Below are 22,517 nucleotides of genomic sequence, written 5' to 3' on the forward strand. Positions count from 1 at the left end.
GGGTTAGAAAGGTATATACAGGAAATTCATTGATTGTTCAGCTACATATTTTAAGTTTTTAACAAAAAAGCTAAATTGTGTATAATAATATTTACAAGTTTTAACAAAAAATTCACTACAATTGTATGGAAAAAGTAACTTTTTGCTAACTTGCAGAATATCCTTAATTATACATGAAAACAAAAAATGCCGTAAGTACTTTTACTGTACTCATCGCCGATGATCACGAAATTATCCGTCGTGGTTTAAAAGGCTTAATATCAGACTTTTGGCCTGGTGTCGAAATCATTCACGCCGCTACAATGGAGCAGGCGCTGGTAGAAACCGAAAAATTACCAAGCTTAATCATCATTGATGTGAATTTGCCGGGTGGTAACAACCTCAAGGTAATCGATCAGCTTAAGGTGGTTCAGCCCAATGCAAAAATTCTGGTATTCTCTTCATTAAATGAAAACATTTATGCTGTACCTTATTTAAAATCAGGTGCATCTGGTTATTTAACCAAAAATGCTGAAGAGTCAGAAATTGTAACGGCAATCACTACGATTTTAGCAGGTAGCCGCTACTCCAGCAGAAATGTTAAAGAAAATATGTTTAACAGCATATTGGGTAACGATGCCGATAATCCTTTCACCAAACTATCCGGCCGCGAACTGGAAGTAGCAGAGCTTTTAACAAAAGGCATTGGTGTACTGGAAATTTCCAATCAGCTAAACCTTCAAATGGGTACAGTAAGTACGTATAAACTTAGGCTTTTTCAAAAGCTTAAAATCAAAAGCATTATCGAACTGGCCGAGAAGATGAGTATTTACGAAAGATAAAAAGAGTGTTACACTCTTTTTATCTTTTAATTTTCTTTGTTTTTGTTTACTGTGCCAGGTCCACCATCGCCTGATTCATTAGGTTTTGAGCCAGCCTGGCCAAATTTTTCTGATGCCCCTTCGCCATTCTGATCAAAGGAAGCCTTATCTTTTGAGCTTCCTTTTTCATTTTGCGCTTTTTTAGCCGCTTTTTTATTGTCTTTAGTTTCCATAGTCATCGTGTTGATTGTTAAGTTAACAGTTTAAAATAACACAAAGTTTTATTTTTATCACCAAAGCGGCAGGCCGGCAAATGATTGTTGTGGCGTTTGGCTTATCGATATCGTAAAATTTAAGCCGCTATCAATGCGGGGAATACAGACCCGGGCCAAAGGCACGGGCAAATTTTCGCGGTCCATATCCGTTTCCTATTCGGCAGTTCGCTTAACAAGCTAGGTGGGCTATATCCTAACCTGCACACCATCAGTTCTATTCATCGCGGTAATACATCAATAGTTTGCATCATTTTAGTGGAGGCATCAACTACTTCATTAACTGAAAGCTAAATTTGTTAGTATTTATTCACAACCGATGGCGCTATAATTTTTAAATAAACTAAAAATATTAGTAATTTTGATGTCAATCACCCTTATCATTAGAAAATGGATCAAAACAGGCAGATTATTCATATGGATCAGGATGCATTTTTTGTATCTGTAGAAATCAGAAAAAATCCCGGGTTATCCGGTAAGCCGGTAATTATCGGTGGCGGCGGCGACAGAGGGGTAGTTGCTTCCTGTAGTTACGAGGCGCGAAAATATGGTATACATTCTGCCATGCCGGGCAGAACGGCGAAATTATTATGCCCCCAGGCCATATTTTTAAAAGGCGATATGGAAGAATATTCCAAAGCCTCGCATGAGATTACCGAGATAATTGCCGATCAGGTTCCGCTTTTTGAAAAGGCCAGTATTGATGAGCATTATATCGATATGACCGGTATGGACCGTTTTTTTGGCTGCATGAAATTCGCATCTGCACTCCGGCAAACCATTATGAAAGAGCTGCACCTGCCTATTTCCTTTGGCCTGTCGATCAATAAAACCGTAGCTAAAATCGCCACGAACGAATCGAAGCCTGATGGCGAAAGGCAGGTCAGTTTTCCTGAATTACGTCCCTTTCTCGATCCTTTGGCTATCCATAAAATTCCGGGCATTGGCCATGCCACCTATAAAAAACTGAGCGAAATGGGGGTTCGCGATATCCGCACACTTACGCAGATCCCGCAACAGCTGATGTTTAAAATTTTGGGGCAGCATGGCTTAAGCTTATGGCAGAAGGCAAACGGGATCGATCTTTCGCCCGTGGTGCCTTACCGCGAAAGAAAATCTATCGGCACACAGGCCACTTTTGAAAGCGATACCATGGATATGGCTAAATTAAAAGCCATTATAACCGGTATGGTCAGTGGGTTAACTTTCCAGCTGCGCAACCAGCAAAAACTCACGGCCTGCATTACCGTAACCGTGCGTTATACCAATTTCGAAACCGTTACCCAGCAGGAGCGGATCCCCTATACCTCGCTTGATTCATTTCTGATCAGCAAAGCCCATCGCCTCTTCGAAAAAGTATATGCAAAACGGATGCTGCTGCGCCTGGTAGGCGTAAAACTTTCCCATCTGGTAAGTGGTTACGAACAGATTGGCCTGTATAACGTTGCTGAAGAGGAGTATAGCCTTTGCCAGGCCATGGATAGGGTGCGCAACAGTTATGGCGCCGAAGCAGTGGTAAAGGCCTGTATTGTTACCCAGCCACCACGCGATGAACAAGGGAAAGTGATCAAATACAACCCGCGTAAAAATAAAAAGCTGATCGAAAATGCCGGCGAAACAGAACAGGCGCCTGAAATCAGAAAGCGGTCAAAAATCAGAAGTTTTATGAGGGAGAAGGGAACAACAGGCACCAGATCATACGAATAATTATGTTTTTAAATGTGCATTCTTCTTATAGCCTTAAATATGGTACACAAAGCATTAGTCAGCTTATTGCTGCCGCACGGCATCTGGGTATTCACCAAATGGTGCTTACTGATATAAATAACTCAGGCGGGGCAGTTGAGTTTATCCGCGAGTGTTACAAACAGGGCATTGCCAAAGCGGCCGATGATATACACAAAGGCAATATCCCTTATCAGATCAAGCCGGTAGCCGGTATCGAATTCCGCGGCGATAATGGTTTACGCTATGTAGGCATTGCCAAAAATAAGGAGGGCATGCGCGAGCTCAATACATTTTTAAGCCACCACCATATCAATCACCTTCCGCTTCCTCAAACGCCGCCGGCAATGGAAAATGTGTATATCGTTTACCCCTTTTATAAAACGTTCGATAAAACGTTAAAAGCAAACGAATATGTAGGCATCCGTGCAAAACAGCTCAATCATTTGTATCAACATCCGCTTTTAAAACAAAAAGACAAGCTGCTGGTATGGCATCCCGTTACCGTAAGCGATAAAGTTACCTATCGCTTACATGAGTATTTACGGGCCATTGCACTCAATACCCTTTTAAGTAAGGTTCCTGACGACGAAAAATGCCAACCCGATGAATTTCTCATTCCCGAGGCCGAACTTACCCAGCGGTTTGAGCAGTATCCTTTTATTGTTCAGAATACCCAAAAGCTGATCAACAGCTGCGATTTAAGCGCCTATTTTGAAGATAGTACCGTACCCAGCTCAAAAAACAGGTTTCATTATACCAAAACAGGGCTAGAGGGCGATAAAAAAATGCTCCGCCGGCTGGCCACATTGGGGCTTAAATACCGCTACGGCGAATACCACCAGGAGGCCCTTAAACGGCTGGAGAAAGAACTTCGCATCATCGAACTTAAAAACTTCTGCGCTTATTTCCTCATCACGTTTGATATGGTAAGGTATGCCATTAACAAATGTGGTTTTTACCACGTGGGCCGCGGCTCGGGCGCCAATAGTATGGTTGCCTATTGCTTGCGCATTACCGACGTAGATCCCATTGATCTCGATCTGTATTTCGAACGTTTCCTCCATGAGAAACGAACCAGCCCGCCCGATTTTGATATCGATTTCTCCTGGGATGAGCGGGAGACCATTCAGAAATATATTTTTAAACGTTATCCAAAATGGCATGTTGCGTTTTTGGGTACCATGAGCACTTTTAAAGACCGTGCAGTAATCAGGGAAATTGGTAAGGTTTTGGGTTTGCCTAAAGCAGAAATAGATGGTTTTACCGATCCTGCCAAAGAACGCCAAAATTTATCGGATGCAACTTACCAGAAGTTGCTGGCTGTACACCGGTACCTCAAGAGTATGCCCAATCAACGTTCTATCCATGCCGGCGGGATTTTGATTTCCCAGGAGCCGATTACCTATTATACCGCGTTAGATATGCCCCCAAAAGGTTTCGCTACGGTGCAATGGGATATGTACGAGGCTGAAGCCATCGGTTACGAAAAGTTCGATATTTTAAGCCAGCGGGGTATCGGGCACATTCGCGAGGCGGTGCAGCTCATTAAACAGAACAAAAATAAAGACATCGATATCCACGATTTCAAAAGCTTTAAAAAAGACGAGAAAGTAAATGCCATCCTTAAAGAAGGTCAGCCCATCGGGTGTTTTTACATCGAATCGCCGGCCATGCGGCAATTGCTCAAAAAACTCAAATGTGATAATTACCTTACCCTCGTGGCCGCCAGTTCCATCATCCGCCCGGGCGTGGCCAGTTCAGGTATGATGAAATCGTATATAGAACGTTACCATGCTCCCGAAAAAGTGGTCTACCTGTGCGATGTGATGAAACAGCAGCTCAGCGAAACCTATGGCGTAATGGTGTACCAGGAAGATGTGATCAAAGTATGCCATTATTTTGCGGGTTTAAACCTGGCTGATGCCGATATCCTGCGTAAAGCCATGAGCGGAAAATACCGCTCAAAACTGGCTTTTGATGAACTGGTCAATAAATTTTTCGCCTCAGCCAGAAAACAGGGCCATTCAGAAGCGCTTATTACCGAAGTTTGGCGGCAAATCTCCTCTTTTGCCGGTTACAGTTTTTCAAAAGCACATTCGGCCTCCTTTGCTGTTGAAAGTTACCAGAGCCTTTACCTTAAAACCTATTACCCCATGGAGTTTATGGTAGCGGTGCTGAATAATTATGGTGGTTTTTACAGCCGCTGGGTTTACGTGTACGAACTGCAGAAAACAGGTGCCAAAGTGCACCTGCCCTGTGTTAACCATAGCGATGAGGTGGTCAATATCAGGGGGGAGGATGCCTACCTTGGCTTTATTGGCATTCAGGGCCTGGAAGAAAAAGTCATTAAAATCATTCCGCATGAGCGTGCCGCAAATGGTCCGTATCTCCATCTCGAAGATTTTGTAAAGCGTACCTGTATCCCGCTCGAACAGGCCATTATCCTCATCAGGCTTGGTGCCCTGCGCTTTACCGGTAAAGATCGTAAAACCCTGCTCTGGGATGTGCATCAATACCTGGGTTTTAAACAGAAAAAAGTAAACCATGCCGAACTGTTTAAAATCAGTTATAAAACCTATCAGCTCCCTGCACTGGCAGATTCTGATCTCGAAAATGCCTATACAGAATTAGAGCTGTTGGGTTATCCGCTCAACTATAACATGTTCGATTTTCTGAAAACACCTTTCCGCGGGGAGGTGATGGCGGCCGATCTGCCCCGGTACCTCGGCCAAACGGTACGGATGGTGGGGAATTATGTATGCGAAAAAACCGTACATACCGTTAAAAATAACAAAATGTGGTTCGGTACCTTTTTAGATGCCAGGGGCGATTTTTTTGATACCACCCATTTCCCCAATACCAGTCCGCAGTATCCTTTTAAAGGGAAAGGCTGTTACCTCATTTTAGGCAAAGTGGTAGAGGATTTCGGTTTTCAGAGCATAGAGGTGCTCAGGTTTGCCAAATTAGCTATTCAGCTAAATCCGGTCGCTATTCATTAACAAACAGGTGAGGGGATGGGGCTGAAAATAAAACCATCCAACGGCTTTTTTTATTGTCGCCGTAAACGTTTCACCATAAGTTCCCAGCCTTAAGTTTATCGAAACGATCTTTTCGAGGTAATTATCATGTTTAAAGGGGAGTGGGGTATGTTAAACTGATTTTGGTAACCCCTGCATAATTGCCCTTTTTCAGTTACTGCTTTTAACCTATCAGCTACCCTCGCCCTAAAAAAATTAACCGCTTGTTGCTTGTGGCTTAAAATTTGATACCATGATCATTATGGAAAACCGCAATAAACCCACAAAGAAAATTTTAACGCCCGCTGTTGTACACGATGATTTACCCGAGCTAAAAAAACCGGGGCACGGGCAGCAAGTGCCAGACCATTATGACGATACCTTGCCCGAAAATCCGGAAAGAAATTACCACCACGAAGAATTAAAGAGCGTCAGTTCCGGTCACCAAAAAATCAGGCAGGCTGATGATGATGTTTGGAATGGGGAAGATGCTTAGTTTTGGGTGTAAATTATAGGTTTACAGACCCGGGCGATCATTGTAATAAATCCCGTTTAGTAATCATTATGGGGTACCAATAGAGCAGGTGCTTCATTTACTTACGCTACATCCGGTCGGCCAGCTATTCATTACTTTAGATGGTTCCCCTCCAGGTATAGCATGTTCAATACCAGGTTCAAAGGAAGTCTTATTGATGATATTGCTTTAAATGCTGTCCACGCCTAAAGCGCATAAAGAAAATAATTAATACTGATAAATAAGGAAGCGCAAAGAGTACGCCTGGCCATAGCTCGTCCCACATCAATAATAAGGAGAGTAATACCAGCATAAATGGCAGTAGAAAAAAGCTTAAGCCACTCATTAGCGGGCTAAACTTAACCCTATTATTGAGGTTGAATAATATTGGCAGGGTGCCAAAAGCCAGGCAGATGTTAAAACCGACAGCAATGCCATAAGGTAAGTTGATAAAATCAGATTCTGCTGTACCCATTACCTTCATCGTCTGCAAAATAAATACCCCAAGCAAACTTAGTACTGTAGAGATCAGCAAACAATACAGTATCATCATCAGGCATTTCATCATATTGTGCATTAACTTTAATTAGATTTAACAGACCGTTTTAGTAATTGTTTTATGCGGCTCGGATGGTCAATAACATCAAAAAAGGCTTACGCTATTTGTTTTTAAAATTCATTGATTCAGTTAACCAGCCAGGTAATCAGGTTTGCATGTTGAAGAATAACTATAGTTAAATATCCTTATACCATTTCTTTACCGGCTAACTTACTGCCTTTTCAAATTAATTATTCATTACTCAACGTAATTGTAAAGATAAATGCCCCATAACTGCTGCTTATTATATCATTACAAGGTATTTTCGTCCGGCAAAAGTTAAGAAATGGATTTGGTTTCAATATCCAAAACTGATCTATTTCCCTATAGTAGCTTAGCTACGAAATTCTGGATTTGCGCAAAGCCAATTTTGGTGCACCATTTTAAATTATTCACCCGAATGTTTATATTTGAACTAAACGCAATCTCAATGCAAAAACAAATCCTACTGCTCATCTCAGCATTAATCCTGATCGCCATCAGCCAAAAAGCCAAAGCCCAGGACAGCACAAAAATAAACACACTGGCTGATACCACAATTTATGATGATAAACTATCCTCTGAAGGGCACATTTACAAGTTTCCCTTATCCCCCCTTAGTCAGGCAGAATATACACAGTTTACGCACAATCAATATGCAAACTCTGATGTGATTAAGAAAAACAAACTTTACACCAAACTTGAGGTAACCACAATAGTTGAAAAAGACGGCAGTGTTTCTAAATACATGGTAAAAGGAACGGGGACCGAGGCCATGAAAAATGAAATTGTCAGGATTTTGAAACTCCTCCCTAAAAATACCCCGGGTACCAGAGATGGGCAAGCCGCCAGGTTCCGGCTCCACCAGCCTTTTGAGTTTAAACATGAGTAAAGGTTTTGCCTGCAATTAACGCTATTTTCTACATTACAATTTAAGAAATTACAGGTAAAACACCACCAGCTCCAGCATGCGCCCATTACCAGATTCTACAATCAGGATTTTAGTCTGTAAAGCATTAGACCGTGATTTTGACAAAAATTGGTCTGATTGGGCAGTTGAAATGTTAATGAGTGGTTTCGATACCGAACACCTTGTTATTTTAGCAGGTATGCGCGAGCCATTTGATTACTTTGAAATGCAAACCTTAACTACAAAAGCACTTCATGAATTGGGCCTGGACTTCTCTGATAAACGCCAAGCTGTAGAGAATTATGTTACTTACCTTATACAGACGTGCCTTGGCGGCAAGCTGGAATCAGTAAAAGTACTTGCTGAGCTTAGAGATCTTTACCTTGAGCTTGATTATGACAAGGCACTACAGCAATTCTACTTTTTGTATTATGCTAAAACCGATCTGATGATTGAAGAAGTGCAGTGGTATATTGATGGGGTAGACCGCAATAATATAGATGAAACAATAAAGAACTACTTTACGGAGTGGTTGAAAGTAAAATCACATGCAAAACAAAAATAAGAAGTTTAAATTACAAGCCCACGAAATTAAAGATGTTATTGCTCCGATGGGTGGATGCATGGCAACTGATAAAATCACAGTTGAAGGTTTGCCCATAAAGTACATGTACAGGCAAGAACCAAACTTCGACTACGATTCCGGCTGGATATTTCTTTCTGGTACTGAAACGCAAGATTACCTGGACGATCATACTCATACCATGATCTACGAAGTCAATACCATTGCAAACTATGATCAGGCCATTATCCCATATCTGCACTTACCGGTTGGCACTGATTTGGAGCGTATAGACGGAACAAGTGAGTTCAGTGATGATATCGGATAGCAAATCATTGCCTATCCAAAAATAAAACCATCCCGTTAAAAGAAAGAAATAGGTTGCAATCCGGATATTCAGAAGTAATGGTGTGTGGCCTCTACCTAACCCGTCAAACCAAACGTTTCGATTTATAATTAATTAAATAATTTTAAACCGAATAGAAGTAGCATATGTTAAAATAAAAATGGCTCTCAGATTTGATCTGAAAGCCATCTTAAGTACCCCTAATGAGAAATACTTTGAACATTTAAATCGGTTTCTGGTGCTCGTAGAGCCTATAATTGAAGACTTAGAGAGAAAAAAGTTCATATAATTAATGTCTAAATTTAAGTCTTACCAAAGTAGTGAATGCCTTAACAAGACTATTTTAGAACAAAAAAGTTGGCGAATGTGAAAAATATTATTTAACATTCCAATTTCTTGCTTCACAAAGCTTTATTCTCGCCTTAGAATTCAACTCAAAATATCTAATTTAGCAAGATAATAGTATTTTATCTACAGAAGATGAACGAAAAAAGGACTCGTAAAGAAATAATCGATATTAACTTAGGTCTTGCGGGTTGGGACGTGACCGATAATACGAAAGTTATACGAGAGTTTCATTTTCAATCAAAAAATATTTGGGAGGAAAGTAGAGACGAGTATAAAACTGAATTTTCAGATTACGTTTTGCTTGGCATAAATGGTAAGCCTTTAGCAGTTGTAGAAGCTAAGAAGTCTATTGTGGATGCAGCTCTTGGTAAAGAACAAGCAAAACAGTATTGCTATAACATACAAAAGGAAACAGATGGTGAATTGCCTTTTTGTTTTTATACAAATGGTCACGAAATCTATTTTTGGGATTTAGGAAACTATCCTCCAAACAGAGTTTATGGTTTTCCGACTCGTGACGATCTAGAACGTTATGCTTATCTAAGAAAACATCGTAAAAGCTTATCCCAGGAATTTATCAATACTAAGATTGCGGGGCGAGAGTATCAAATTCGTGCTATTCGTTCTGTTATGGAATCTTTAGAAAAAAAACGTTCTAAGTTTCTTCTCGTTATGGCTACTGGTACGGGTAAGACCCGAACCGTAATATCACTCATTGATGCTTTAATGAGAGGCGGTTGGATCGAAAAAGTGTTATTTTTGGTAGATAGAGTCGCTTTACAAGGACAGGCTTTGGATGATTTTAAAGAACACCTGCCCAATGAGCCACGTTGGCCTCAATATCAAGAGACCAATTTTGCGACGGATAGAAGAATTTACGTCTCTACTTACCCTACTATTTTTAATGTTATACGAAATGACAACACTAAATTAAGTCCACATTTTTTTGATTTAATTGTAGTCGACGAGAGTCATAGAAGTATTTACAACACCTACCAAGAAATATTACAATATTTCAATACCCTTACATTGGGTTTGACTGCCACACCAACTGATGTGATAGACCACAATACTTTTGAGCTTTTTGATTGTGAAAATGGCTTGCCTACGTTTGCTTATTCCTACGAAGAAGCTGTAAATCACATACCGCCTTACCTTAGCGATTTTCAGGTAATGAAAATTAAAACTAAGTTTCAAGTTGAAGGAATTAATAAAAGAACCATTTCTCTTGAAGACCAAAAGAAGTTGATTTTGGAAGGAAAGGAAGTAGCAGAAATCAATTATGAGGGAACGGAATTAGAAAAAAGGGTAATCAATAAAGGGACAAATACATTGATTGTACGTGAATTTATGGAGGAATCCCTCAAAGACCATAATGGTGTATTGCCCGGCAAAACTATTTTCTTTTGTATCAGTAAAGCACATGCAAGGCGTATCGAAGAAATATTTAACTCGCTTTATCCCGAATATGCTGGAGAGTTAGCGAAAGTGATTGTTTCTGATGATCCTCGTGTGTATGGTAAAGGTGGATTGCTCGACCAATTCAAAAATCAAGATTTCCCTAGAATTGCCATCAGTGTAGATATGTTAGACACGGGTATTGATGTGCGGGAAATTACAAATTTGGTGTTTGCAAAACCTGTTTATTCGTATACCAAATTTTGGCAAATGATAGGAAGAGGCACCCGTTTGCTTGAGCCTACCAAAATAAAACCTTGGTGTACCGAAAAAGACAGCTTTTTGGTTCTGGATTGTTGGGATAATTTTGAATATTTCAAACTCAACCCCAAAGGTAAAAATCTCAATAGTCAAATTCCTTTACCCGTGCGTTTATTTGGCTTGTATATAGATAAGTTAGCGATAGGTTTAGCATCAGCTGTTGCAGAAATAGTAGAACCAACATTAGATAAAGTTAAAAAAGCGATTGCCGATTTACCCTTGCAATCTATCGTAATACGGGACGCTATTACTTTGGTAGAGCAGGTAAAAGAGGATTCCTTTTTTAACGAATTGACCTCCGACAAATTGGATTTTCTGCAGGAACAGATTCGTCCTTTGTTTCGCACCATTAGTAGCGTAGATTTTAAAGCCATGCGTTTTGAAAAAGACATCGTGGAAATTTCTATTGCACATTGGCAAGAAGACGAAAAGAAATTTGAAGCCTTGAAAAATGCCATCATCGAAGAGATTTCAGAATTGCCTTTAAGTGTCAATACCGTTGCCAAACACAAGGACTTGATACAACAAGCCCAAACAGATTATTACTGGAATACCATCACAGAAAAAAAACTAACGAATTTGATAGAGCAATTAGCTACGCTGATGACATATCGTGAAGGTACGATGAGGATGCTTCCTGCCCAATACAATTTTGTAGATGTACTCTTAGAAAAAGAAAGGGTAGTTTTTGGCCCGCAACAAGAAGCCGTAAGCATAGAACGCTATAAGGAAATGGTGGAAGAAAAGATAAAAATACTTCTTAGCGATTTGCCAATTCTGCAAAAGATAAAAGCCAATGAGCCTATCTCCGACATCGAAATCGAAGAATTGACGTGGCTATTATCACATGAAAGTCCACACATTACGGTAGATTTGCTCAGAAAAGTGTACAACAACAGAAACGCTGCCTTAGTACAATTTATCAAACATATTTTGGGCATTGAGATCTTGGAAGATTTCCCAACAACCATCACCAAGGCCTTTGATAATTTCATAGCCAATCAATCTGATTTGAGTGTAAAACAGTTGGATTTTTTAAGACTGCTGCAAACCTTTCTGATAGAAAAAGGCAGTGTAGAACGCAAAGATTTAATCTCTGCACCCTTTACCCGAATTCATCCTAATGGAATTCGTGGGGTTTTTGCCGGAAAAAGAATGGAAGAGATATTACAATTTATAAATGCTCTAGCGGCATAATTTTTAAAAATGGATAATCAAGAAATTAAAAGTAAAGTAAACGAGCTCTGGGATAAATTTTGGTCAGGTGGATTAAGTAATCCAATCGATGCCATACAACAAATCACATATTTGCTGTTTATGAAGCAACTCGATGAAAATGACCAAAAAAGACAAGGAGATGCAGAATATTTAAAAACAACATATAAGTCTATTTTTGAGGGTAAATTTCTCATTCCTGGTGAGGAAGAGGAGAAAGGAATAGCAAAAGAAGAATTACGTTGGAAAAACTTTTCCCGCAAACCTTCGGAAGAAATGTATCAATTAATGCAAACCCGTATCTTTCCTTTTATCAAAACATTAGGCGAAACCGACTCTCCTTTTGCCAAGCATATGGACAATGCGGTTTTCATTATACCAAAGCCAAGCTTACTTACAGAAGCAGTAAAAAAAATAAATGAAATCTACGAAGTTTTATATGCTCAAGACCGCTTCGTAGATGCTCAGGGAGATATTTACGAATATCTTTTACAGCAACTCAGTACCGCAGGTAAAAATGGACAGTTCCGTACGCCTACACATATTATAGAAATGCTGGTAGAGATGGTAAAACCGCAAGTAGGCAATAAAATAGCCGACCCTGCTTGCGGTACAGCTGGTTTTCTATTAGCCGCTTACCAATATATCTTAACACAGTTTACCTCTCCAGAGCACCAGGCATTGGACAACTATGGCTTTACTCGTGGTACTTTGGCAGACCGTTTAGTAGATGATGCTTCAAAAGAAGTGTTGAACAAAAACACATTCTACGGCTTTGATATTGACCAAAATATGATTCGTATCGGGCTGATGAACTTGATGATGCACGGTATCGAGCACCCCAATATCGACTATACAGATACGCTGAGTAAGTTTTATAATGAAGATAACGAATATCACGTAGTACTGGCCAATCCACCATTTACTGGAAGTTTGGACAAAGCCGAAATCAATGAGAGCTTTACGACTGATACGAAAAAGACAGAACTCTTGTTTTTGGAGCGTATATACAAGATGCTTCGTATGGGTGGTACGGCAGGTGTGATTATTCCGCAAGGTGTTTTGTTTGGCTCAGGCAAAGCATTTCAGAATGTACGCAGTATTTTGATGGATAAATGTGAGCTCAAAGCGGTGGTCAATCTCCCTTCGGGCGTATTCAAGCCCTATGCAGGAGTAGCTACAGCTATTTTGATATTTACCAAAGGTGGCGAAACCGAGCGGGTATGGTTTTATGATATGGAACATGATGGAAAAACCTTAGATGATAAACGCAATGACCGTTTTGATAGAGAAGGTAAGCGTGATTTTGGTGATATTCATAAAATTATAGAACATTATAACAATCGTGAACAAGAAAACCCAACCGACCGTACCAAGCGTTATTTCTATGTGCCCAAGCAGGAATTGATAGAGAAAGGTTACGATTTGAGTTTTAACCGCTACCGTAAGGAAGTGTATGAAGAAATAATACTCCGCCCCACCACTGAGATTATGAGCGACCTAAAAACAAAGCAAGATAACATTGCAACATTGATTAACGAACTTGAAAAAATGTTATAATGGAATATAGATTTTTAGGAGATATAACAACTAATCTTGATTACAAAAGACGTCCTTTAAACTCAATAGATAGAGATAAAATTTCTAAAGAAGGCTTATATCCATACATCGGAGCAAATAATATCCTTACTTACATTGATGAATATATTTTTGATGAAAAAATTCTATGTATAGCTGAAGATGGAGGAAGTTGGGGTAAAAATGAGGTTTGCTCGAATATTTATGATGGTAAAACATGGGTTAACAATCATGCACACGTGTTGATTGAAAACGGGAAAGCTAATTTAGAATTTTTACGATACTATTTAAACTTTGCTGATTTAAATTTCCATATAAAAGGTTCTACGAGAGGAAAATTAACACGTAGTGAGCTTGATAATATCCAAATCCCACTTCCATCCTACGAAAATCAAATTCGTATTGCTAATCTATTAGAAAAAATAGAAACCACCATTGACGAACGAAAAAGCGCCATTGATTTATTAGATGAATTGGCAAAAGCTACTTTTTATCAAATGTTTGGAGATCCTGTAAAGAATGAAAAGGGATGGGAAAATTCTACAATTTCTAAAATTGTAGTTGACGAAAAGAAATCAATAAGAAGAGGACCTTTTGGAGGAGCCTTGAAAAAGGAAATTTTTGTTCAATCAGGATATTTAGTTTACGAACAATATCATGCTCTAAATAATGATTTTAGTTTTGAGAGATATTACATTGATGAAAATAAATTTCAAGAATTGAAAGCATTTGAAGTAAAATCAGGGGATATTATTATCAGTTGTTCAGGAGTATATTTAGGTAAGTTAGCTATAGTTCCAAAGAATGCTAAAAAAGGGATTATCAATCAAGCGCTACTAAGATTGACATTAAATAACAATTTAATAGACAATACTTTTTTTACATGGCAATGGACTAATGAAAATTTTAAAAAGAAATACTATGGAAATAATATTGGTTCTGGAATTCCCAATTTCCCTCCGATAGAGGAATTTAAAAAGTTCAAATTTATACTTCCTCCAATCACACTTCAAAACCAATTTGCAGATATTGCTCAAAAAATTGAACGCATCAAAGCAGAGCAAGAAGCGCAGTTAAAGGATTTGGAAGAATTATATGCCTCAATAAGCCAAAAAGTTTTTGAAGGAACTATAGACCTGTCCAAAGTGCCTTTTGATGCAAGTCTATTGCCGAATCCTATCAAAACAACTACAAAAGGACCTATCGAACAACCCGATGTTGTTGTAACGAAAGCATCATCCAAAGAAACTACTATAAAAGAGCCCAAACCAGCAACCAAAGGCAAACTAATTTGGGAAAATGTAAGCTTTAAAGAAGTATCTGACAATATACGTAGCGAGTTTGGGAGTCATTATTTTAATGCAGAAATGTTGTTACGCTTTTTGAAAGAAGATAAAGTAATGCAGGTCAATTATTTCTCCTCTGTCGAGCAAAAGAAAAACCCCCAGTACGAAAATGCTGATGATTTTTACCGCTTTATAGCGACCGCTCTTACAGGCGAAAACATTTTCTTGACTTTAGAACAAGTATTTTATAACGCCGAAACAGAGAATATTCCCAACATAAGTTTTACTGAAACCGATCTAGAAAACCTCAGTAAAGAAGATAAAAAAGAACGCTCCGGCATATATTTCCGTATCAAAGATGAAACTACTACGCCTTAAAATATTAGGAGAAGACTTTCGTAGTTTACCTGCAAATGTAGATTACGAATTTAAACATACTTCGGAAGACAATAAGCTATCCACCAAAGTCTTTGCTGGCTTAAACGGTAGTGGGAAATCTAATTTTTTGGAGTTACTGGCTGAGATATTTTATTATTTGGAAAGATATCATATAGAAACTACTCCAAAAGACTATATGAGAAATGCTAACTTTGGTTTTGAAATAGAATATTTATTACCATTAAAGAATCTATCTAATGGGATTTCCAGCTTCAAATTTAAAAACGCTTGCCATGTTAGAATAATTAAAAGAATACAGGATAAAGATGACAATTCTACTCCTGTAGAATTTTCATATTGTGAATATGGTGAAAAGGATTTTATACGAAGAGATTTTCACACCAATGATTTATTACCAAAAAAAGTAATCGCTTATACTTCTGGTCAGAACGAGTTATTGAGTAATCCATTTATACGTTTGCGATATCATTACTTTACCGAAATGGTTAATAGTGAATACAAACGTGCTAATCGTAGGATGTATTTTTTAGACGCAGAAAGCAATTACAGCATTTTTGTAGCCAATATGCTTTTAGGCAAAACGGCACCATTAAATTACCTAAAAAGTATTTTTCGTATAGAAGATTTGCATTCGTTTCGCATCACGTTCAACTACAAGCACAATACCCAAGAAGCCTTAACATTACTAAAAGAAAAACAAACCTTATGGAATCCGCTAAAAGCCTGTGCGACCACTTGGCGAGATGATACGGAAGCTAAATGTTTGGTCTTGGATTTTGTGATTAATGAGGCTACGCATCAAGCATTTCAATATTATTACAAAACAGCTTTTAATTTATTTCAGGCATTTTATGAATTGCAAAGTTTAAATCTGCTAATCGAAAAACAAGCCACTAGAAAGTTTGTAACGAATGCTCACAAAACCATTAATATTACCGATGAATTATCCAAGTCTGACCCTTCGGATTTGATATTCAGAATCGAAAAAATCAGGATAAAAAAACAAAAGTCTGATGATAATAAAAAAGACATTCTGTACTACAAATCGCTTTCCGACGGAGAGCATCAGTTAAACGAGGTCATTGGCTCTGTTATGATGATGGAAGAAGATGGCTGCCTATTTTTGATGGACGAACCCGATACGCATTTCAATCCTAAATGGCGTGCCAAAATGGTTACCATGCTCAATAGAGTTTCGGGAAAAGAATACGATGCTGAAGGAAATCCTGAAAACATCCACCAGCAAGAATTGATTATGACCACGCATTCGCCATTTATCATCAGCGATAATCATAAAGAAAATGTTTATAAGTTTGTACGAGACGGTAAGACTTTGAAGTTGGAAAACCCAGAATTTGAAACTTTTGGGGCATCAGTGAGCTTCATTTTGGAAACAATATTTGATCGAGATATTACAATCTCAGATTTTTCAAATAAGGAATTAAATAACTTAAAAAAGAGTATCAACACGTTGGATGACATAAGAAGAGTAAAAAAGGAATTGCTTTCATTTGGTGAATCGATCGAAAAATTTGATGCTTACAGTTACGTTATGGCTAAAGAAAACGAACTAAAATCAGATAGACATGTTGACTAGTTTTAAAGAAATAGATCATCCTATTTATCTGTTCCATGAACACATATACTATATATTCAAGAATATTTTTCACTACGATTTGAAAGAATATGATGAAGAAAAATTAGTTCATCCTGATTTCATGCACATTCTTAATGCCTCTGAAAAAAGATTATTAAATCCATTAAAGGAAATTGTAGGGATTTATCATAAATTACCTTATGGGGAAAAAATAACGGTTCAAGAAGCTTTAGTACAAAATAATTGTATTTCAGTATTTGATAATCTTTCCCATAATTTGATTACTTATAAGCAACTACATTCTAGTATTTCTGATAAATTAAAAGAATACTTTGAGGATTTGTGGAATGAGTATCCGCAAACTGTACTAATGGAAAATCAATGGAATACAGTTAAGCATCATTACGATTCGTTGACTCATGAGACTAATTGTGATTTTATTATTTGTCCTTTTTGTGGTATATATCCATTTAACCCCTCGGAGGGGAAATATAGGGAAGAATATGATCATATTATTGCGAAAGCCACTTATCCTTTTGTTTCAATAAATTTTAAATTGCTTTTTCCTTGTTGTCAATATTGTAATAAACAAGAAAAGCGTTCTAAAGAATTATTATATGATGCTGGTCCAGCTCGAAGACTTTCATTTTATCCTTATGATTCGAATATAACATTAGATAGGCTTTCTATTAATGTCTCATTAAATGAAGCGTATAATAATCAAAATTTAGAAACACTTTTGAAAAGTATTGATTGGGAATTTGAAATATTAAGGGACGGAGTAACTGATAGCCGAGACAAGTCATGGGATGAAGTTTATGGTATAAAACGTAGATTTTCGGAAAACATAAAACGATTAGAAGCTGAATGGTTTAGAGAATTAATTAGAAAATTCAAACGTAATGCTAAGTCCTTTGCTGATTTTTTAGATGAAACAATCGAAGAACTTAAATATCAGATACCAATAGCACCCATGGGTATCATTAAATATATTTATTTTTCTTTCATTTTTTCAATTCAAGATATTGAAAGTAAACTACAAAAAGTAAGCTCTTGAGTTTATCGATTTAAATCGGAGATATTCCAAATATACTAATGTTTCAAATCAATTGATTTTAAGTGTAGATTTCGTTAAAGTAACCACTTCTAGACATAGGATTGTTTTTGGCAACCCTATGTGTAGGTTATAATAGATTTAGTTAAAGGCAACGCGCAATCGTTTTGCCCGTTCTTTAAACGCAGCCTCGCCACCTTCCAAAATCTCACAAACTTGAGTTCTGATTTCGTAGTTTTCCAGTCCACCACTATGGTAGGTAATCGCAGGAAGTTTGCCTGGGTCATGTTGTCCGGCATTGGCAATAATGACCTGATCGGCATCGGTATTTACAACAAGGTTGGCATTATGGGTAACGATGATGATCTGCCTCCTATTTTTTGCATTTTTGAACAGTGGTACCAGTTCGTCAAAAATCGATTTTGGATCCAGATTTTCTTCGGGTTGATCGATGATAAGCGGGCGTTCATCCTCCTGGTCAATGGCTAGATACAGCAGGAGCAGAACAATACCCCGTGTTCCTGGGGAAAGTTGTTGAATGTCTACATTATCATAAATTACTCCATAGGAGATAGTTATGTGTTCAGTGCTATATAACCAGCTTGCAATTTGGTTGGCCCATTTGGAGTATTCTGCCAGGTTTTTCTTGTCGGCCTGTGCATGTTCGAGGATGTCGTTCTCATGTTTGTCGCGGAATAAGGCCAGTGCATCACTGATCTGCTGGTCTGTGCCGTTTTCCCAGGCATTTTTGAGTTCGTTTTTTACAGCATCATATAATGCGCCTTTGCCTTTAAATGGCCCTGCTTTTCTAAGGTCTAAAAGGTCCTCTCCCTGCTGTGCCCAAGCTTCGATATCCGCACGGCGCCGAACCACAAAGGAAAGTTTCCCAAGGCTGCCAGATTGGGATTTGAGATTTGACATCAATGGCTGATACAAGTGTTTCAGTTCTTCCTCCTCAGCCAGGATAGCTTTAAAAACATTTTTGTAGGCGAGTTTTCTGTCGCCTATCAGCCCCATTAATCTTGTTGTCGCGGATTTGGCATCAGTGAGTTCTGTTTTCAGTTTTCCAAGTTCAGTGTCGCTTTTTTGTATCTTTTCGGATATTCTCGTATACTGTTTGGCATTTTCTGCATCTATTCCAGTAAGTTTTTTAAGACGCTCAACTTCCAGCACAAGAATTTCGTAGGTATGGTCTTCTGGCTGAATACCCGTGGTTAGGTAGCTGTCCTCGGGTTTTCTGTTTATGTCGGCTGCTGGTTTGGTACCTTTGATTTTTGAAATTTCCAAAGTCGCCTGTGCAATATGATCTGAGAGTATCTTATCTACATCACCTATGAAATCAACGCCAAAGGCCAGCCAATCAGATGTGCTTAAACCTGTGTCAGGATGGCTTGAGGGCAATTTTGTGGTGAAGGTTGGAAAAGTGTTCGTTCTCGATGATGTTACTGTCTGTTTTAATCCATTTAAAGATCGGAGCCTAGTCTGGTTTTTTTCGAGTTTGACAGTTACTTCGTCTAGTGCTGTGGTGATCCTTGACAGGTTCTTTAACCTGCTATCTTTATCTTTGCTCAACAGCGTGTCTCTTGATTTTTTATCGCCAGCAATCTCAGTGGTAAGGTCCTGAACTTTCTTTTCCAGTGCAGGAATACTTCTTTTTTTTTCCAGTTCAATTGTAATCTGCTGAGAAGAATTTAAAATCATTTCTTCTTGGTCGGTCCTTTCCGCACGGTAGGTGAAAGCTTTTTGCGAGAGTAGTTCCTGAAAATCAGATACACCCAGACGATCTTCTTTGGGATGGGCATGAAAAATCACCTTTTCAATTTCCAGAATGAGCCGGTCCGTCATTCCTTCAGAAGAGCAAAGTAGGTCTACAAACTTTTGTGAAAGATACTGCACACGTGGGTGGTCCATAATGTCTTCCATGTGCGTGTTTCTTACCGCTTGTGTCGTTTTTGCTCCTTCCTGCCATTTTAGAGTGACTTCGGTATCCTGAAGGTGTTCGGAAGCCCTTTGGATAAATGAGGTGTCATTTTGTTGCTCTGAAATAGCATAACCTCCAGTGGCAATCAGATCTGCCAGTGCTGTTTTGCCCGATCCTCTGGCACCGATGATAGCAATCAATCCTGAGTTCAATGGGATTTGATTTGGTGTAAGCCAGTCCGCGTTGCTGATCTCAATTTCATCGATAATGTAAGGTGCCAGTCGATTGTCGGGAGGCGTTGGCCCTATATGTGCCCGGTCTTCGGGCTCAATACAGGCTTGTACCAGCGCCTCGAAATTCAGATCTCCCTTGATCCAAGTGTACTTATCATTCAAAGGTCTTCCCACCGTTGTCTCGGTATGAGCATCCGAGCCATGAATACAGAGTTTGCAAGCTCGGTAGGTGGTGATGATCTGCTGTTTTGATTGAACACCTTTACCTAGCCAAAATTCACGGTCTTTATCGTTGCTGCTAAAAATAATATGCGAAGCGCGTTCGATGGCTTGTCTGGTATTTGCGAATGACGCGTCGTCTTTCAGCCCGCTGGTTCCGTCTTTTCCACTGGCAATGGCAATCAATAGGTTTTTTTGAGCCCAGGTACTTTCTTTGATTGCCAGAACAAGTTCGTCAAACTCGACTTTGAATTGGTTTGTACCTGTTTCTAATGCCTTATTGTCGGCGATGATGTCTTTGTCGTGATCTTTTCCTAGTTTAATCAGATCTGCCTCATGGCAATTGTACCTTTCAATCCCATTGGAATAGGTTAGTTTTTGTAGAAAGCGCTTGATTTCGCTAACATGGTTAGGATCTTCTGGTGAAAAGATTAGATGACCGTTGATGGCCTTGTCGGTTGTAGTGGATATTTTAAACCTTAACTCGATATTTGGGAAAAGGAGTTCTACATTCGCCAGACGTCCCTGACTTTTAGCTTCCAATAGCTTTTCGTAGGAAGCCAAACTATAGTAATCTGTAACGCCAAGTGCCCTGATCGGCGGGTCAGATTGTTCGATTAGATCGCAATAATCGCCAATATCCTTGCTTTTAAACTGATTGTTCAATACGGTATTGGGAGTATGGATATGTGGTTCCCACCTGTGCCAGAGTGATCCTTTAGTACTTTTTAGCTTATTTGAGAGTTGCTGTTGTTTTTTCATGACAGATGTATTTGACATTAGTGCACATAATTAAACCATTAATTCGATTGTAAATTACGGTTTTCCATTTTGCAACGCAAATGATGCGGAGTTATGGGGATTTCCAAGCGTGGCCGCTAAAAAAGTTGACTACCCATATTATACGTTCCAATTATGTTGAGAAATAGAAATTTAGAAGTGATTTAGTAATAACAAAATTTATAGCGATCACAGAATGCCATCTTGTAGAGAAAGCATCGTACTATTGTTCGGATCATAATAATGGCTTCCGAAGCTATTTAGTCGTAAAAAAATCTTCTTAAAGATTCGACCAAAATCGCAAAACCAACTGATGATCCTTCAGAATAATTCGGGATAGACATCCGGTAATGAAAAGCTTGCAGCTATTATTCGAAAAAAAACTATCTAGACCAAGCATTACTGTTAATAGAGATGTTAGTGGAATTCATGAGCAAGATATTTATCATTTTATAACAGATTTTGTAAATTAGCTCTCTATTAACGCAAAGATGTATAAACTAATTAAACTATTAATCGACTGGAAATCTTTCCAGTCGGAAATCCTCTCTGCAATTGAGATTGGTGTTAAGCTTGCGAACCAGCAGATCAAGACCGAAGCCGAATTGGAACTTGTAGAGACAAATTACTTGGAATGGAACACAAAGACTAAAGAGTTTCTTAAGAGCAGTTTTGAAGGAGAGTTCAATAGGTATCAGATCGAGTTTCATAATTCGGCGGCAGGTGATTATAGTTTTAGTGGACAGAATAATTTGCGTGGACAGTTTGAGAAAATTACAGGCAGACTGGGTTCACAACTATCCTATCTCCGCCAAATGTTGAAAGTGCTAAGCGTATGTGACGTCATTATCGCACCTAATGAAATCAGCCTGGAGGAACGCAGCAGTTATACAACTAACCAAAAGCTCAACTTTATCTTAAACGTACTTTATGATCTTTACGACGACAGTTATTACTCGATTGAGGAACTGTTTGTTGGAAATGGCATTCCAATGAAAAGATATGATCAGGCAAGGGAAATCATCAATGTATTAAAAGATCATGGCTATGTAGAAGTATTAGGCGGAATCGGTACCGACCTTATGGCACAAATCACAGCGACTGGTGCTTTGGCCATCGAACAAACAAGGACTTCCATTCCGCAAGATTATGAAACTATGCGTTACACACCAGAACAACTCAACGCTAAGATCGACCAGCTCATCGAGATGCTTAATCGTCAAGGGGTGGGACAAGAAGTGCTGTTCGATGAAATGCAGGACATGAAACAACTCTATGTAAAGCTAAATAAAAAAGACTTTGGACAAATTGTAAAAGGAAAACTTATCGACCTTGTCATAGGAAAAATGGTGGAAAACGATACCATATCATATGTGTATGAATCATTAACCCATCACAAGCTACAATTACCTTCACTTTTTTAGACCAGACATCAATTGAGA

Annotated in this window: 16 protein-coding genes; 13 read left to right on the plus strand and 3 right to left on the minus strand. The window is 38.7% G+C overall.

Features of this window, described 5'->3' with window-relative positions; translation table 11 throughout:
* Positions 1-173: 173 nt before the first annotated feature.
* Positions 174-821, plus strand: coding sequence for a response regulator (locus BM107_RS21190; RefSeq protein WP_090987053.1), 648 nt, complete (start codon positions 174-176; stop codon positions 819-821).
* A 26-nt stretch (positions 822-847) separates the two neighbouring features.
* On the opposite strand, the gene BM107_RS21195 is transcribed toward BM107_RS21190, so the two are convergent.
* Positions 848-1,033 carry a hypothetical protein gene (locus tag BM107_RS21195; protein WP_134203752.1) on the minus strand — a complete coding sequence of 62 codons (186 nt, stop codon included), beginning with the start codon at positions 1,031-1,033 and terminating at the stop codon, positions 848-850.
* 429 nt (positions 1,034-1,462) lie between these two features.
* Here BM107_RS21195 and dinB point away from each other — a divergent pair, with 429 nt between their 5' ends.
* The 3 genes from dinB to BM107_RS21210 all read left to right on the plus strand — a co-directional run bounded on the left by dinB (position 1,463) and on the right by BM107_RS21210 (position 6,313).
* The gene (dinB, locus tag BM107_RS21200; protein ID WP_090987056.1) at positions 1,463-2,779 is read left to right on the plus strand and encodes a DNA polymerase IV; all 1,317 of its coding nucleotides are present in this window, start codon (positions 1,463-1,465) and stop codon (positions 2,777-2,779) included.
* A 2-nt stretch (positions 2,780-2,781) separates the two neighbouring features.
* Positions 2,782-5,799, plus strand: coding sequence for a DNA polymerase III subunit alpha (locus BM107_RS21205; RefSeq protein ID WP_090987058.1), 3,018 nt, complete (start codon positions 2,782-2,784; stop codon positions 5,797-5,799).
* A 271-nt stretch (positions 5,800-6,070) separates the two neighbouring features.
* Entirely contained in the window at positions 6,071-6,313 is a 243-nt protein-coding gene (locus BM107_RS21210) for a hypothetical protein (RefSeq protein ID WP_090987060.1), read from the plus strand.
* 190 nt (positions 6,314-6,503) lie between these two features.
* Here the strand turns inward: BM107_RS21210 and BM107_RS21215 are convergent, their stop codons facing one another.
* Positions 6,504-6,899, minus strand: a complete 396-nt coding sequence (locus BM107_RS21215; RefSeq protein ID WP_139222317.1) for a hypothetical protein — start codon at positions 6,897-6,899, stop codon at positions 6,504-6,506.
* Between the two features lie 460 nt (positions 6,900-7,359).
* On the opposite strand from BM107_RS21215, the gene BM107_RS21220 reads away from it, so the two are divergent.
* From BM107_RS21220 to BM107_RS21255, 8 genes are all read left to right on the plus strand, one after another.
* The gene (locus tag BM107_RS21220) at positions 7,360-7,800 is read left to right on the plus strand and encodes a hypothetical protein (protein WP_090987064.1); all 441 of its coding nucleotides are present in this window, start codon (positions 7,360-7,362) and stop codon (positions 7,798-7,800) included.
* Positions 7,801-7,876: 76 nt separating this feature from the next.
* On the plus strand, positions 7,877-8,383 hold the full coding sequence (locus BM107_RS21225) for a hypothetical protein (RefSeq protein WP_090987066.1): 507 nt from the start codon (positions 7,877-7,879) through the stop codon (positions 8,381-8,383).
* Positions 8,367-8,708, plus strand: coding sequence for a DUF2185 domain-containing protein (locus tag BM107_RS21230; RefSeq protein WP_090987068.1), 342 nt, complete (start codon positions 8,367-8,369; stop codon positions 8,706-8,708). Before BM107_RS21225 ends, BM107_RS21230 begins: the two co-directional genes overlap by 17 nt.
* A gap of 498 nt (positions 8,709-9,206) precedes the next feature.
* On the plus strand, positions 9,207-11,990 hold the full coding sequence (locus tag BM107_RS21235; RefSeq protein WP_090987070.1) for a type I restriction endonuclease subunit R: 2,784 nt from the start codon (positions 9,207-9,209) through the stop codon (positions 11,988-11,990).
* Positions 11,991-11,999: 9 nt separating this feature from the next.
* Positions 12,000-13,568 (plus strand): class I SAM-dependent DNA methyltransferase, encoded by a 1,569-nt coding sequence (locus BM107_RS21240; RefSeq protein WP_090987072.1) that lies wholly within the window; start codon positions 12,000-12,002, stop codon positions 13,566-13,568.
* Positions 13,568-15,250 carry a restriction endonuclease subunit S gene (locus BM107_RS21245; protein WP_090987074.1) on the plus strand — a complete coding sequence of 561 codons (1,683 nt, stop codon included), beginning with the start codon at positions 13,568-13,570 and terminating at the stop codon, positions 15,248-15,250. Before BM107_RS21240 ends, BM107_RS21245 begins: the two co-directional genes overlap by 1 nt.
* Positions 15,231-16,868 carry a restriction system-associated AAA family ATPase gene (locus BM107_RS21250; protein WP_090987076.1) on the plus strand — a complete coding sequence of 546 codons (1,638 nt, stop codon included), beginning with the start codon at positions 15,231-15,233 and terminating at the stop codon, positions 16,866-16,868. Before BM107_RS21245 ends, BM107_RS21250 begins: the two co-directional genes overlap by 20 nt.
* A 79-nt stretch (positions 16,869-16,947) precedes the next feature.
* Positions 16,948-17,925 (plus strand): hypothetical protein, encoded by a 978-nt coding sequence (locus tag BM107_RS21255; RefSeq protein WP_139222318.1) that lies wholly within the window; start codon positions 16,948-16,950, stop codon positions 17,923-17,925.
* Between the two features lie 138 nt (positions 17,926-18,063).
* Here BM107_RS21255 and BM107_RS21260 read toward each other — a convergent pair whose 3' ends face one another.
* Positions 18,064-21,057 carry a TrlF family AAA-like ATPase gene (locus BM107_RS21260; protein WP_090987080.1) on the minus strand — a complete coding sequence of 998 codons (2,994 nt, stop codon included), beginning with the start codon at positions 21,055-21,057 and terminating at the stop codon, positions 18,064-18,066.
* 509 nt (positions 21,058-21,566) lie between these two features.
* On the opposite strand from BM107_RS21260, the gene BM107_RS21265 reads away from it, so the two are divergent.
* Entirely contained in the window at positions 21,567-22,499 is a 933-nt protein-coding gene (locus tag BM107_RS21265; RefSeq protein ID WP_090987082.1) for a hypothetical protein, read from the plus strand.
* The last annotated feature ends 18 nt before the right edge of the window (positions 22,500-22,517 follow it).

The sequence above is a fragment of the Pedobacter suwonensis genome, from assembly GCF_900111825.1.
GTDB classification, from domain to species: domain Bacteria; phylum Bacteroidota; class Bacteroidia; order Sphingobacteriales; family Sphingobacteriaceae; genus Pedobacter; species Pedobacter suwonensis.

Excerpts from the sequence above, each read along its gene's own strand:
- BM107_RS21190 (WP_090987053.1), top strand. The coding sequence starts at position 174 with ATGAAAACAAAAAATGCCGTAAGTACTTTTACTGTACTCATCGCCGAT.
- BM107_RS21195 (WP_134203752.1), bottom strand. The coding sequence starts at position 1,033 with ATGGAAACTAAAGACAATAAAAAAGCGGCTAAAAAAGCGCAAAATGAA.
- dinB (WP_090987056.1), top strand. The coding sequence starts at position 1,463 with ATGGATCAAAACAGGCAGATTATTCATATGGATCAGGATGCATTTTTT.
- BM107_RS21205 (WP_090987058.1), top strand. The coding sequence starts at position 2,782 with ATGTTTTTAAATGTGCATTCTTCTTATAGCCTTAAATATGGTACACAA.
- BM107_RS21210 (WP_090987060.1), top strand. The coding sequence starts at position 6,071 with ATGATCATTATGGAAAACCGCAATAAACCCACAAAGAAAATTTTAACG.
- BM107_RS21215 (WP_139222317.1), bottom strand. The coding sequence starts at position 6,899 with ATGATGAAATGCCTGATGATGATACTGTATTGTTTGCTGATCTCTACA.
- BM107_RS21220 (WP_090987064.1), top strand. The coding sequence starts at position 7,360 with ATGCAAAAACAAATCCTACTGCTCATCTCAGCATTAATCCTGATCGCC.
- BM107_RS21225 (WP_090987066.1), top strand. The coding sequence starts at position 7,877 with ATGCGCCCATTACCAGATTCTACAATCAGGATTTTAGTCTGTAAAGCA.
- BM107_RS21230 (WP_090987068.1), top strand. The coding sequence starts at position 8,367 with ATGCAAAACAAAAATAAGAAGTTTAAATTACAAGCCCACGAAATTAAA.
- BM107_RS21235 (WP_090987070.1), top strand. The coding sequence starts at position 9,207 with ATGAACGAAAAAAGGACTCGTAAAGAAATAATCGATATTAACTTAGGT.
- BM107_RS21240 (WP_090987072.1), top strand. The coding sequence starts at position 12,000 with ATGGATAATCAAGAAATTAAAAGTAAAGTAAACGAGCTCTGGGATAAA.
- BM107_RS21245 (WP_090987074.1), top strand. The coding sequence starts at position 13,568 with ATGGAATATAGATTTTTAGGAGATATAACAACTAATCTTGATTACAAA.
- BM107_RS21250 (WP_090987076.1), top strand. The coding sequence starts at position 15,231 with ATGAAACTACTACGCCTTAAAATATTAGGAGAAGACTTTCGTAGTTTA.
- BM107_RS21260 (WP_090987080.1), bottom strand. The coding sequence starts at position 21,057 with ATGAAAAAACAACAGCAACTCTCAAATAAGCTAAAAAGTACTAAAGGA.
- BM107_RS21265 (WP_090987082.1), top strand. The coding sequence starts at position 21,567 with ATGTATAAACTAATTAAACTATTAATCGACTGGAAATCTTTCCAGTCG.